General features: G+C 38.2%; 10 protein-coding genes. 5 read left to right on the forward strand and 5 right to left on the reverse strand.

The annotated features are described in order from the left end of the window. Positions 1-33: 33 nt before the first annotated feature. A complete protein-coding gene (locus tag FFJ24_RS06790) occupies positions 34-1407 on the forward strand; it encodes an NAD-dependent succinate-semialdehyde dehydrogenase (RefSeq protein WP_138823756.1) in 1374 nt (457 codons plus the stop codon). An 11-nt stretch (positions 1408-1418) separates the two neighbouring features. Next, positions 1419-2348, forward strand: a complete 930-nt coding sequence (locus tag FFJ24_RS06795) for an NADP-dependent oxidoreductase (protein ID WP_138823758.1) — start codon at positions 1419-1421, stop codon at positions 2346-2348. Positions 2349-2552: 204 nt separating this feature from the next. On the opposite strand, the gene FFJ24_RS06800 is transcribed toward FFJ24_RS06795, so the two are convergent. Both FFJ24_RS06800 and mgrA read right to left on the reverse strand, forming a co-directional pair. Then, positions 2553-3494, reverse strand: coding sequence for a cation diffusion facilitator family transporter (locus FFJ24_RS06800; RefSeq protein WP_138823760.1), 942 nt, complete (start codon positions 3492-3494; stop codon positions 2553-2555). 811 nt (positions 3495-4305) lie between these two features. Then, entirely contained in the window at positions 4306-5295 is a 990-nt protein-coding gene (gene mgrA / locus FFJ24_RS06805) for an L-glyceraldehyde 3-phosphate reductase (protein WP_138823762.1), read from the reverse strand. A gap of 363 nt (positions 5296-5658) precedes the next feature. Here mgrA and FFJ24_RS06810 point away from each other — a divergent pair, with 363 nt between their 5' ends. Further along, positions 5659-6831, forward strand: coding sequence for an aldose epimerase family protein (locus FFJ24_RS06810; RefSeq protein WP_138823764.1), 1173 nt, complete (start codon positions 5659-5661; stop codon positions 6829-6831). A gap of 71 nt (positions 6832-6902) precedes the next feature. Here the strand turns inward: FFJ24_RS06810 and FFJ24_RS06815 are convergent, their stop codons facing one another. Beyond that, positions 6903-7568: an HAD family phosphatase gene (locus FFJ24_RS06815; RefSeq protein WP_138823766.1), complete on the reverse strand. Its 666-nt coding sequence runs from the start codon at positions 7566-7568 to the stop codon at positions 6903-6905. A gap of 186 nt (positions 7569-7754) precedes the next feature. Here FFJ24_RS06815 and FFJ24_RS06820 point away from each other — a divergent pair, with 186 nt between their 5' ends. Next, complete coding sequence (locus tag FFJ24_RS06820; RefSeq protein ID WP_138823768.1) at positions 7755-8393, forward strand: Crp/Fnr family transcriptional regulator; 639 nt, start codon at positions 7755-7757, stop codon at positions 8391-8393. A 418-nt stretch (positions 8394-8811) separates the two neighbouring features. Here the strand turns inward: FFJ24_RS06820 and FFJ24_RS06825 are convergent, their stop codons facing one another. Then, positions 8812-9444: a phosphatase PAP2 family protein gene (locus FFJ24_RS06825; protein WP_138823770.1), complete on the reverse strand. Its 633-nt coding sequence runs from the start codon at positions 9442-9444 to the stop codon at positions 8812-8814. A 545-nt stretch (positions 9445-9989) separates the two neighbouring features. Here FFJ24_RS06825 and FFJ24_RS06830 point away from each other — a divergent pair. Beyond that, positions 9990-10682, forward strand: coding sequence for a lysoplasmalogenase (locus FFJ24_RS06830; protein ID WP_138823772.1), 693 nt, complete (start codon positions 9990-9992; stop codon positions 10680-10682). A 398-nt stretch (positions 10683-11080) separates the two neighbouring features. Here FFJ24_RS06830 and pbpC read toward each other — a convergent pair whose 3' ends face one another. Further along, on the reverse strand, positions 11081-13462 hold the full coding sequence (pbpC, locus tag FFJ24_RS06835) for a penicillin-binding protein 1C (RefSeq protein WP_138823774.1): 2382 nt from the start codon (positions 13460-13462) through the stop codon (positions 11081-11083). Between the last annotated feature and the right edge of the window lie 38 nt (positions 13463-13500).

Consider the following 13500-nt stretch of genomic DNA (forward strand, 5'->3'; position numbering starts at 1 on the left):
ACACAATCTTAAATGCTTATTTGTTACTGTTAAATGAGCATTTCATCTATAAACCCTGTAAACGGGGAAATTATAAAAACCTATCAGGAAGATACTGAAGCGTTAATCGGTCAGAAAATCGATCAGGTACATCAAGCGTGGTTAAGTTACAGGGAAACCGATTATCAAAGCCGCTCGAAACTATTGCTGCAGGTTTCGAAACTATTAATCGAACGTAAAGATCAGTTGGCCGGACTTATGTCGCTAGAAATGGGGAAACCGCTAAAAGCTGGTGTTGCTGAAGTTGTTAAATGTGCCTCTGTTTGTGAATACTATGCTAAAAATGGTGCTGAATTTTTGGCTGATCAAACCATAAAAACCAGCGCATCCAAAAGTTACGTGAGCTTCCAGCCTATCGGTGTGGTATTGGCTATTATGCCCTGGAACTTCCCTTTTTGGCAAGTGTTCCGCTTTTTGGCGCCGGCATTAATGGCCGGTAATTGCGGTGTTTTAAAACACTCATCAGGCGTTACAGGCTGCGCTATAGAAATAGAAAAAGTAATTGAAGATGCCGGCTTTCCTGCAAATGTTTTTAAAACGCTGATCTGCAATAGTAAAGCCATTTCAAAAGTAATCGAAAACCCCCACATCAAAGCCATAACCCTTACAGGAAGCACTGAAGCCGGTAAAAAAGTAGCCGAACAAGCAGGGAAACTGATCAAAAAAACAGTATTGGAACTTGGTGGGAGCGATCCTTATGTGATTTTGGAAGATGCTGATTTAAAAAAGACCGCCAAAATATGTGCAGAAGCCAGGTTAATTAATAACGGGCAAAGCTGCATTGCTGCAAAACGTTTCATTGTGGTAAAAACAGTTGAAGAACAGTTTACAAAATTTTTTAAAGCCGAAATGGAAAGTAAAAAAACTGGCGATCCATTGCAGAGCGATACTGATTTAGGACCAATGGCGAGGGCAGACCTTCGCGATGAGTTGCATCAGCAGGTTTTAAAGAGTATCGAACAGGGTGCAAAATGTGTTCTAGGTGGCGAAATCCCCGGTATGGAAGGTGATCATGCCTATTACCAACCCACCATATTAACCCATGTAAAAAAAGGCATATTGGCTTATGATGAAGAAATATTCGGTCCGGTGGCCGCAATTATCTCCGCAGACGATACTGAAGATGCCATCCGCATCGCCAATGATACCAATTTTGGACTGGGCGCAGCCGTTTTTACCGAAAATGCAGCATTAGCAGAAGACATTGCCCGGAATAAACTTGAAGCAGGATCTTGTTTTGTAAATGAGGGGGTTAAATCAGATCCCGCTTTGCCTTTTGGAGGCATCAACCAGTCCGGTTACGGCCGTGAATTAAGTATGTTCGGTATTCATGAGTTCGTGAATATCAAAACCGTGTACATCAAATAATAATATCCTATATGAAAGCAGTTAGAATCCACGAATTTGGCGGACCAGAAGTTTTATCTATAGATGAAATACCAGTTCCCCAGCCAGCACCAGATGAAGTATTGATTAAAGTGCATGCAACCAGTGTAAATCCGGTAGACTGGAAAATTAGAGAAGGACAAAGGAAAGAGAAATTTCCGGTAAAGCTACCTTTAACTTTGGGTTGGGATGTTTCTGGCACAATTGAGGCATTAGGCGAAAAAGAAAGTGCTTTTAGAAAGGGAGATGAGGTGTATGGTAGGCCCGATCCGACAAAAAATGGTGCTTATGCTGAATACATTGTGGTTAAAGCCAACATCATCAGCATTAAACCTACCAGTATTGGACATACTGAAGCTGCTGCGGTACCCCTGGCAGGTTTAACAGCATGGCAAGCATTATTCGACCACGGTTTGTTAAAAGCAGGACAAAAAGTACTGATTCACGCAGCAGCCGGTGGGGTAGGAACATACGCCGTACAATTTGCAAAATGGAAAGGAGCTTATGTAATTGGCACCGCCTCAAGTGCTAACATCGATTTTTTGAAGCGTTTAGGAGCCGATGAGGTAATCGATTATAAAATGGAAGATTTTGAGACCGCTTTAAGTGATGTTGACTTGGTTTTAGATACTATTGGCGGAGAAACGCAACTCAAATCGTTAAATATATTAAAAGACGGGGGAAGGGTAATCACCACCCTAATGCCAGAGTTTGTGGCAGAAGCGAAAGTGAAAAATGTTCATCTTATCGGTTTTACTGCACAATCAATTCCCGATCAACTGGCTGAAATTGCCACTTTGATCGATTCTGGTAAAGTTAAACCTATCATAGAAAAAGTTTTGCCTTTTACCAGCGCCAGACAAGCTCAAACCGAAAGCGAGCAGGGACATACAAGAGGAAAAATTGTATTGCAGGTAATTTAGGGTAGGGAAGTCCGAAGTCGGATGTTAGAGGTCCGAAGAAATAATAATTCATATTGTTTATCGTCCTTCTGAATTTATTCAGAAGGACGATAATATTCAGACTCTAAATCTTAATGATCTTAACAGCTTAATGGTGAAAAAGAACCTGTAACTCTTTTCACGTGTTTTGCTACTCGCTCAGCGACTTTCGGTAAAAAACAATGATTATTTTATATAAATATCCTTGCTAAAATCATTTTCCGCTACATCAACAGACTGTGGCTGGATAATCACAAACTTGATCACATTATATTCTGATTTTATTTTATCCCTCAGCCTGTCAATCGCATTGGTTAAATTGGTAGTGTTTAATTCTGCTTTAAATGTAAGAATGAGCACCAGCAATACTTCCTTTGGCGATTGATATTGGGATAATATGCTCGTTACCGTAATTACATCCTGATCATTTTCTGTCAGTTCTTTTATCTTCTGCTGTGTTTCTGGCGTTAAGCCTTCGCCCATTAATAAACTACGGCTTTCCCTGGCCAGTATAAAAGATACAAAGATTAAGAGTGTACCTACTAAAACAGAAGCCAGTCCATCTAAAAACGGAAGGTTTAAGTTGTGGCTTAACACCATAAATATAAAAACAATCATTAATCCTAAAACGGCTGCTCCATCCTCAAATAATACTAAAAAGCCAGAGGGATCTTTGCTTTTAATAATGGCTTTCCACCAGGGCAAACCTTTACGTGTTTTGTTAAATTCTTTCATTGCAATGATCAAAGAAGCGCCCTCGAATAAGAAAGATAATCCCAATACCACATAATTCCAGGTTGGATTTCCCAAAACTTCAGGATGGCGGATATGCGCAATCCCTTGCGAAATAGATACTACACCACCTAAACCAAAAATCATGATGGATACAATGAACGACCAGAAATACAGCTCTTTACCGTAGCCAAATGGCCGTGACTTATCAGGTGGTTTTACACTTCTTTTTAAGCCATACAGCAATAAAAGCTGGTTGCTGGTGTCAACCGTAGAGTGAATGCCTTCGGCAATCATTGATGAACTGTTAGTAAATGCCCCTGCAATGAATTTAGTTACTGCAATTAATAAATTGGCCGCTAATGCGCTGTAAATAGAATTGTTGGCTCTTGCCATAGATTAAGGAATGTAAAGGATTCATTTCTTAAACGGTTTTAATCTGATTTGGTTTTATAACGAGCGATGAAAAGATGCTGTATTCCCAATTCAATTGGGAATCTTAATGCAATACGCTTTAAGATTCCCGCCTTCGCCTATCGTGTGGACACAATTAATTATAACATTCTTCTATCGCTCTATGCCGCGGGGCATGGTAGTTTTTCACAGTTAATGTTGTTTTTAGCTGTGTTCAAGAATGCTGCGCATTTTGGAGCGTCAAAGTACCCAAAGTGCTTTGTCATCCGATGGCTATCGGATCCAGCAATGAGCTTTTACACAATCTCATGCGCTTCAAAAAAACAGTGACACTTCGTTTAATCAGGTATTGTGTGTGTTTTCTTTGGTCTGATTGAGCCCTGCGGGGTTTGTGTTCTATATTTTTTAAAAAATTAAATTATCGGTTATGAACACAAAACCACTGCGTTTCAGGTTTATTACTGCCATTTTTACTGTTGTGCACCTGTTTTTTTGATTTCCCCGGCTCTTGGGATTGACAGCGTCCTTGGTTATAATCCGTGCTTTATTAAAGTTAGTTAGCAAAACGCCTAAAAATACTTAAAAGATGTGTCCACACGATAGGCCTTCGCGGGAATGACGATTTTTTAACTCTTAAACGGCGTTATTTGATTGGTCTTGACCAGTACAAATAAACAGGACCGTCATTTCGACTGCAATGGAGAAATCTTTTAACAAAGTTCAAAGATCTCTCCATTGCGTGATGCTTCATCCGATAGCTATCGGATCGGGATGACGGCTATTTTTGGAATTTTTAACCTAAAATCTCATCAATTAACTTGATTTCAGTTTCACTGAATTTGATATTATCTAAAGCTTTAATTGAATCAGCAATTTGTTCTGGTTTACTGGCACCTATTAATACCGTTGTAATGCGGTTATCTTTTAAAATCCATGATAAAGCCATCTGTGCCAATTTTTGGCCACGTGCTTTTGCTACTTCATTTAATTTGCCGATTACTTCTATTCTCTCCGGGGTAATATTGCTCTCTTTTAAGAAAACACCACTGGTAGCCACCCGGGAGTCGGCAGGGATACCGTGTAAATATTTATCGGTGAGTAAACCTTGTGCCAATGGCGAAAATGGAATACAGCCTACACCATTTTGTTCCAAAACATCAAGTAAACCATTTTCTACCCAACGTTCAAACATAGAATATTTCGGCTGGTGGATTAAACACGGAGTACCGTTATCTTTTAAAATTTTAATGGCTTTTGCAGCATCTTCCGCCTGGTAATTTGATATGCCTACGTATAAAGCCTTTCCTTGTTGAACCATTAAGCTTAATGCCGCCATGGTTTCTTCAAGCGGAGTTTCTGGATCAGGACGGTGGTGGTAAAAAATATCAACATAATCCAGTTTCATGCGTTTTAAGCTTTGATCCAAACTCGATACCAGGTATTTTTTTGATCCCCAGTCACCGTACGGACCATCCCACATGGTATATCCCGCTTTGCTTGAAATAATCATTTCGTCACGGTAGCCCTTAAAATTTTCATGAAGAATTTTCCCGAAAACTTCTTCAGCCGAACCAGGGGGCGGACCGTAATTATTGGCTAAATCAAAGTGAGTAATTCCATTGTTAAAAGCAGTGTAGATAAGGTTTTTGCTGTTTTCAAAAACATTTACATATCCGAAATTATGCCATAAACCCAAAGATATTGCGGGCAATTTTAAGCCACTGTTTCCGCAACGGCGATATAGCATTTGGTCGTAACGATCTGTTGAGATACTCTGGTTCATATTTGTGGTTTGATTGCCACAATAATAATCAGTTTCAACGGATTTTAATGACCATTAGTTAATATATTATCAGTTTATAATTGATAATTACAAAATCAGCACTCTTGTTGCTGCAAATATTTGACTCAGGAGTAGAACAGTAATTATAAACTGCCTTCGTTTACTTAAAAGTTAAGATCAGGTAATTTTAATACTTCCACATTTTGTGATTATCAATTCTGCAAATCGCATCGTTGCTGATGTCTTAGGTAAATTATTCTATAAGATATGCTTTTTACTTATTCTAAATCGTTTTATTTGCAATATTATGTGATATCATTATATTTAAAAAAAATAAAAAATCTAAACCAAGTATTCCATTTTATGAAATTAAAATCACTAGCTGGCCTCGGCGTTCTGGCTGCAATCGGGTTTGTATCCTGTCAATCTGAAATCAAAAAAACTTCTTCTACAGATAGTTTGAAAAGCGACTCTGCTGGAGTTGTTAAACTAGTTCCCGATTCATTTAAAAAAGAAATTGATGGTAAACCAACAGCATTGTATACTTTAAAGAATAACAACAATGCGGAAGCAATTTTTACCAATTACGGCGGGCGCCTGGTTAGTTTATTAGTACCTAATAAAGATGGTAAGTTAATTGATGTGGTGGTAGGTTTTAAAAGTGTTGGTGATTACGAAAAATCTACCGAACCCTATTTTGGCGCAACTATTGGCCGATATGGCAACCGTATTGCCAAAGGTAAGTTTACGCTTGAAGGCAAAACCTATTCGCTGTTTACCAATAACGGGCAGAATACCCTTCATGGAGGAAAAAAAGGCTATCAATATGTAGTTTGGGATGCGAGCCAGCCCAATCCCAATACTTTGGTGCTACATTATCTATCAAAAGATGGCGACGAAAATTTTCCTGGTAATTTAGATGTTAAGGTCACTTACACCTTAACAGATGATAATGAATTGAAAATGGATTATGAAGCCAAAACAGATAAAACAACAGTAGTAAATCTGACAAACCATGCATTTTTTAATTTAAACGGCGATGGAAGCGGTACCATTTTAAACCATGAAGTGCAAATTTATGCTGATGAATATACTCCTGTAGATTCGACATTGATCCCGACCGGAAAAATTGATAAAGTAGCCGGAACACCTTTCGATTTTAATAAAACCACAACTATAGGTGCCCGTATAGACGATAAAAATGAACAACTAACCTTCGGTAAAGGTTATGATCATAACTACGTACTTAATAAAACCAAGGCAATGGGCATGTACCACGCGGCTACAGTTAGAGGAGATAAGTCGGGTATAATAATGGATATTTATACGCAGGAGCCAGGTTTACAGTTCTATAGTGGAAACTTTATGCAAAGTAAAAATACTTTTAAAACTGGTGCTAGAGATGATTTCAGAACTGCAATTGCAATGGAAACGCAACATTTTCCGGATTCTCCAAACCAGCCTGCATTTCCTTCAACTGTATTAAAACCCGGACAAGTTTACAAGACAAGTTCAATCTATAAATTTACCAAATAACATTTGGTAATCCCTACATCTCTGTGATGATAACATGGTATACGGTCTGTGGAAACACAGGCCGTATCTGTTTAGAAAAGATCTTGTAGTACCGGACCGGTATAGTCTTCTATAAAAGCAATAATGTTATTGTAAGCAGAAAATTCTTCACTGGTGTGCATGGTGGTCAGTACAATACACTTCATCCCCGCATTTTGAGCAGCTTCAACGCCTTTTGGTGCATCTTCAAATACAATACATTGGTTAGATTCAACACCTAAAATTTCAGCACCTTTAGTAAATGTTTCAGGATCTGGTTTGCTGTTTATCACATCTTCTGCGCTTACTATCGCATTAAAATAAGAACGGATATTTAAATTATCGAGTACAAAATTAATGTTAAAGGGAATTGCAGCCGAACCAATAGCCATTTGAATGCCTGATTGTTTTGCTTTTTCCAAAAAATCGCCTAAACCGGCTATCAACGATAAATGTTTTTTATATGCAGCCTGATAGCGGTGTTCTTTTTCAATGGAAATCTGATCAATCTGTTCCTGAGAGAAATGACCTACACCAAAAACACGTTCCAACAGATCCTGGTTTTTACCGTACATCTGTTTTTTGACCGCATCAAAACTGATACTCGCGCCTAAATCCTTTGTAAGGATGTTATGCCATGCCTGATTATGAAAAGCCATGTCGTTAATCATGGTGCCATTTAAGTCGAAAAGAAAAGCTTTGGGTTTATCGTTCGTCATGGCGGCAAAATTATCAGATTTTTTTATGATTCTGTTAAAATACAGTTATCATTACGAAAATTTAACTGAAAATTGTTTGTTTGCGGGGCGCAAACATTATGGAGAAAATAAATTTCCCTTCAACGTAATTTTTTGGCAATTACACTCGTTTTCATTTTTTTTAAATTTAGTATTCAATTAATTGCAATGTATAGTTTAACACCAGAGATAAATATGATGACTGATGCGCATGATGAATGCGATGCACTTATTGATTATTTAAATGGACTGCAGCCATTAAGAAAAGAGATAATTGATCGGGCAAAAAACGAAACCTTCAAAATATCTGTGCGAAAGAATGAGGTTTTGCCAAACCTTAATAGTATTAATGGGGATTGCTTATGTTTCATTGTTAAGGGTTTAGTACGGGCTTTTATACTGGATGAAGAAAAAGACATCACTGCCTGGTTAATTGATGAAAATCACTTGATTGGTCGTATTCGAAATCCAGGGGCATTTGGACCAACTTACCAGGAACAGTATCAGGCACTGGAAGACTCCGAATTGCTTATATTTCCATATCGGTTTATTGATGATCTGTATGCAAAATTTCCCGAAACCAATATTTTAGCCAGAAAATTATTGGCTATACATTACCATATGTCGCAGGAGCGATCTATCTTGTCACTAATCCCTTCAGCAGAATTAAGGTATAAACAGTTCAAAATCAGGTATCCTGCTATAAAGTCTAGGGTGCCACTAAAATTTTTGGCAAGCTATTTAGGGATGCGGATTGAAACTTTAAGCAGAGTCAGAAAAAAAGAAAAACTGCAAGAAAGGTGTTAGCGCCTGTTTAGAATGAAATGAAATTTATTTCGTATGTCGGTCTGAGCGTAGTCGAAGATCATTTCAACGCATAAATAAAGTGCTTCGACCAGTCTATCAATGACGGATTTAAAAAATTGCCATCATTTTGCCCTCTTGTATATTAACCTTTTAACATATTTGAAAAGGTTCTAACCTCTGCCATTAAGGTTATTTTGCAAATCGTTATTAATCAATATTTTATTGCTTACGCATTTCCATCCAACTAGGCCATATACAAATAAAATACCCCGTTCTGCGGACACCCTTTCTAAAAGAGGGGAATTATATGCCAAGTGATATTTTTTAGCATCCTTTATATTGATCTTTATGAAATAAGTTATTCCCAGGATGACAGCAGTGGGCTATTTATATTTGTTGTAAAAATTTAAACATGCGCTTAATCTTTTTTCTTTTTAAAATAAAAGTAACAAAGTGGAAAAAGGCAGATCAGGCCTAACAGAAAACCACCAACAGTATCTGTAAACCAATGCGCGCCCAGGTAAATTCTGGACGGGGCAATGGTGATCATCAAAAAGGCTGATAGATAAGTTACTATATTTTTGGTTAGCTTTGGCAAATCTTTCAACGTATTCATCAAAATAATTAAGAATCCAAAAAAGAGCGTATAAGAGAGTACATGCCCGCTCGGATAGCTTTGAAACCGGTTTACTTCCACCAGCCGTACGTAAAATGCAGTAGGGCGGGGACGGTTAATTACATTTTTTATACCCAGAATAATTAATCCAGATAATAATACTGTCGAAATAAATATTCCTTCGCGTTTATATTTCTGATAATAAAATATGATCGCCACTATTACTACTGAAAGTAATGAATAGGGAAGTTCGCCAAAAAAGCTGATGGCCAACATTAATTTATCTAACCAGTCTGCGTGGTATTGCTGAATAAATAACGAAGTTTTAATGTCAAAACCAAGTATGTGATGTTGTGCAATAAAAAAACTTAAACAAGTAAAAGCAGCAATTAGTAATGAGAGTATAAAAATTAATGTATTTCGTTTTAAAGGCATAGGCACAGATTGATAAAAAGCCAAAACTATGGATTTTATGCCAATAGAAGCAAAATTTTCAGCTTTTTAAATTGGACATGATTGAGAACAAAAGTCGGTAAAAGCCCAAATTTAACGATATGGAAAACTACAAGCCAAAAATTTCATCAAGGAAATAAGCCGATTCATCAAGGAAATAAACCTATCTGTATAATTCTTTATGATAAGCTGAAATGATTTTTAATCTTCGGGTCAGATAATAAGGATATCTATGCTTAAGTGGTTGGCAGGATTAATTCCTGCCGACTAACGAAGCGCACCCTTCGACAATTTATTCATAAATTATATTTTTTGTATTAACGCTTCGGCCAAAGCCTACCTCCTTTAAATGAGGAGGTGCTTAGGTTGTTACCATATCTCCGTTTTAGCGCTTCGGGCATTTTAGGCCGTTGTTTTACCAGTATTGTTCTTTAAATTACAGATAGGTTCTCAAGTAATTTTTGTGGCTATCCATTTAATATCCGTAATTTGGTTTTTTAATTTGCAGAAGGCAAATCCTAACGCTGATGAAGACTAAGCTATTTTCATTTATTTTTTTTCTGATATTTATCATTCAGCTTTACGCCGAATATAGCAATAATACCAGTTTGCGTACTTTTTCCAAACCTTTAATTGTGTTGGTGCTTTTGGTGTGGCTATATGTTACTACAAATTTAAAAGGCCGTTTCCATAAAAGGGTTTTTACGGGATTAATTTTTGCCTGGGCGGGAGATCTGTTATTGATGTTGCAGGACGGTGGGACAAGTTTTTTTATCTTCGGATTGGCTGCTTTTTTAGTTTGCCATATTTTTTACATCAGGGCTTTTACACTCGATCATAAATCCAATCCAAGTCATAAGACGCCATATTTTTTATGGGCTGTGGGTGCATTTGCTATTTTCTGTTCTGGTTTGTTTTTCTATTTACAGCCGCATCTTGGGCCTATGCAGTTTCCGGTTTTAATGTATGCCATTATCATCTGTGTGATGGCCTTAATGGCAGTTAACCGCTACGGGAAAGTTAATATTTTTAGTTTTAAACTTATTCTTTATGGTGCGTTGTTTTTCTTGCTGTCTGATAGTGTTTTAGCCGTTAATAAATTTGCACAACCCATTCCGCAAGGTGGTGCGCTGATTATGGCTACTTACATGATTGCCCAATATTTAATTGTTTACGGTACTATTGAGCGCAAGTTGGTGGTAACGCGGACGGAAGTGTAGGGAGTTGTTTTGTACTTTGTCATGCTTCGTGCCTACCATTGACATGGCTCCAATATAAAGGTCGTCATCTCGATCCGATAGCTATCGGATGTAACACAGCGAAATGGAGAGATCTATTTAGCTAGATTTAGCTTTGCTAAGCACTTCGTGGTTCTCGACTGCGTTACCGATGTAAAATCGGTACAGGTAGCACTCCGCTCGAAATGACGGTAACTCGAGGGATTTTTATGCGTCGATTAATACTGTCATTTATAATGATTTATATGAAATAAATTAACCTTCAGCATGTCAACATATTTAAGGTCATTTCAAATTAAAAAGGATTTTCACTATACCAGGTTTATAAAACTCAAGACTGTAGAGAGAAGAAAAATATAAATCACTACATCAACCTTCATCTACTTTTCACCTTTCTTCTCCTTATCCAAAACTGTAAAAACCTGTACCAGGCGTTCTCCATTTTCATCAACTAAGGTTAAGGTATGTTTACCTGGTGGCGGACTAATGGCCAATTGATGAAAATTAGTAGTGGTGCTTACGTATTCATTATCAATGTGCCAATATATTTTAGCACCTGGATTTCTGTGTGCTGCATTAATCACAATTTTACCTCTTGATCCATCCTGTTCTAAAGGAATGTAAACTATCGCATTATTTTTTGGGTAAATGATCTCCATTACACTATTTCCACCTGAGAGTTCACAGCCAGCTTTAAAAGGAGGGAGGGATTTATAATCGCTGTTTTTTATTTTATAATAATATTCCATGGCAGGTGGTAAAATAAACCAGCTTTTGTGCTGCATATTGGTTATACTTTCACATTGGTCGGTAACCCTGAAAGTACCGGTTCTGTCTAAATGGACCAATTTGTGAAATGGACAAATGGAAGTCTTTTCTCCCGAAACAGGAACAAGTTCTTGTACCACATCAGTACAATATTCTGCTGCCTTGTAACCGCTTTTTTTGCAAATTTTAAGTTTTTTAAGTTTTGTTGTGGGCGTTTCGAACCATTTTCCGTTGGGTAATAACCTGAAAATATCAAAGAGCACCGGTGCGGCCGCTTCTATTCCCACCAAACCAGGTCTGCCTTCACCATCTGCATTACCCACCCAAACGCATACGACGTAATTTGGAGTTAAGCCTACGGCCCAGGCATCGCGGAAACCAAAACTGGTACCTGTTTTCCACGCTATTCTTTGCGACGAGGAAAATTGTTCCCATAAACCTTCATCACCTGGGCGCATCACTTCTTCCATGGCATTAAAGGTTGCCCATATTGCACCATGATCTAAAAATGAGTTACGCTGATAGTCTTTTTCTTCTTTAGTTTTATTATTAAAGTAAGTTGCCTGTTTATAATCTTCAGGATTATAGAGGCCTTTGTAGGTGTTGAAATGGTTTAGCGTACGTACCATACCCATATAAGTATTGGCCAAATCCCACATCGTAACTTCACTGCCACCCAAAATTAACGACAAACCATAGTGATCTGCCTGCTGGTTCAGTGTTCCGATCCCCAATTTTTTTAATTTATCATAAAAACGTTCGTATTTATACTGCTGCAACATTTTTACAGCCGGGATGTTTAGCGAACGGCTCAGCGCTTTATCTGCAGCGATGGCACCATCATAACCCAGATCGTAATTTTGAGGCGAATAACCTGCTATTTGAGTCGGGATATCTGGAATTAAGGTGTGCGGCAATATGAATCCATCATTCATCATGCTGGCATAAAGCAAAGGTTTTAAGGTACTACCCGGGCTGCGCGGCGCCTTAATCATATCTACGTGACTTTGCAGGTCAGCATTTTCCGGCTGGTAAATATTACCTACATAACTCACCACATGACCAGTTCTGGCATCAAGCACTAAAGCTGAAATATTATTAATGTCGTTGGCTCTATAGCGGTTGTTATAGCGTTTTAATATCGAGTTTACTTTCAACTGGATGTTTTCATCTAATGTGGACGTAATCCTCGTAGAATTGATTTTTAAACTTGCTCTTTCTGCTTTAAAACGGTTTAATAAGTGTGGCGCATTTTGCGGTAGGGGCATGGGCTTGCCCGGAACAGGCTCTAACTTAGCTAAATTAGCCGTTGCCTGATCGATGTATTTTAGCCTGGCTAACTTATCTAATAAATCGTTTCTTTTTTTGATCAGCCTGCTCGAGTTTTTACCGGGATGAACCAACGACGGGCTGTTGGGAAGAACGGCTAAGGTGGCCATCTCGCCCCAGGAAAGCGTTTGAGCATCGCGTCCGTAATAGCGCCAACTTGCAGCCTCCAAACCCACAACGTTACTTCCAAAAGGCGCATTAGCAGCATATAGGCCAATAATTTCTTCCTTTGAGTATCTTATTTCTAAGCGTACTGCTAAAATCACCTCCAATAATTTTTGCCAAACCGTTCGGTCTTGTTTTAGTGAGAGGCGAATTACCTGCATGGTTAAGGTACTGCCACCACTTACAACGCTTTTGGCTCGCCAGTTCTGTCGCATGGCCCTGCTCATGGCCAAAATATCCACACCAAAGTGATTATAAAACCGTTTATCCTCGAAAGCGATAATGCAATCTTTAAATTTTACAGGAACACTATCGGCCACCGGGAAGCGCCACTGGCCATCGCTGGCAATTGCAGCACTCAGTAAATTGCCATTGCTGGCTTCAATTACATAAGAAGTAGTTGTTTTGAAAAGTTTGGAGGGTAAAGCGAAAAGAAATGCCAAAAGCAAGACAAAACAGATGAGATCAGAAATGAGAAATGCTTTTGGGATTTTGTTCATGTAGATTTTGAAGATAAGGAACTTTAAACTTAAAATTT

It is taken from the genome of Pedobacter sp. KBS0701 (genome assembly GCF_005938645.2).
In the GTDB taxonomy this organism is placed as follows: domain Bacteria; phylum Bacteroidota; class Bacteroidia; order Sphingobacteriales; family Sphingobacteriaceae; genus Pedobacter.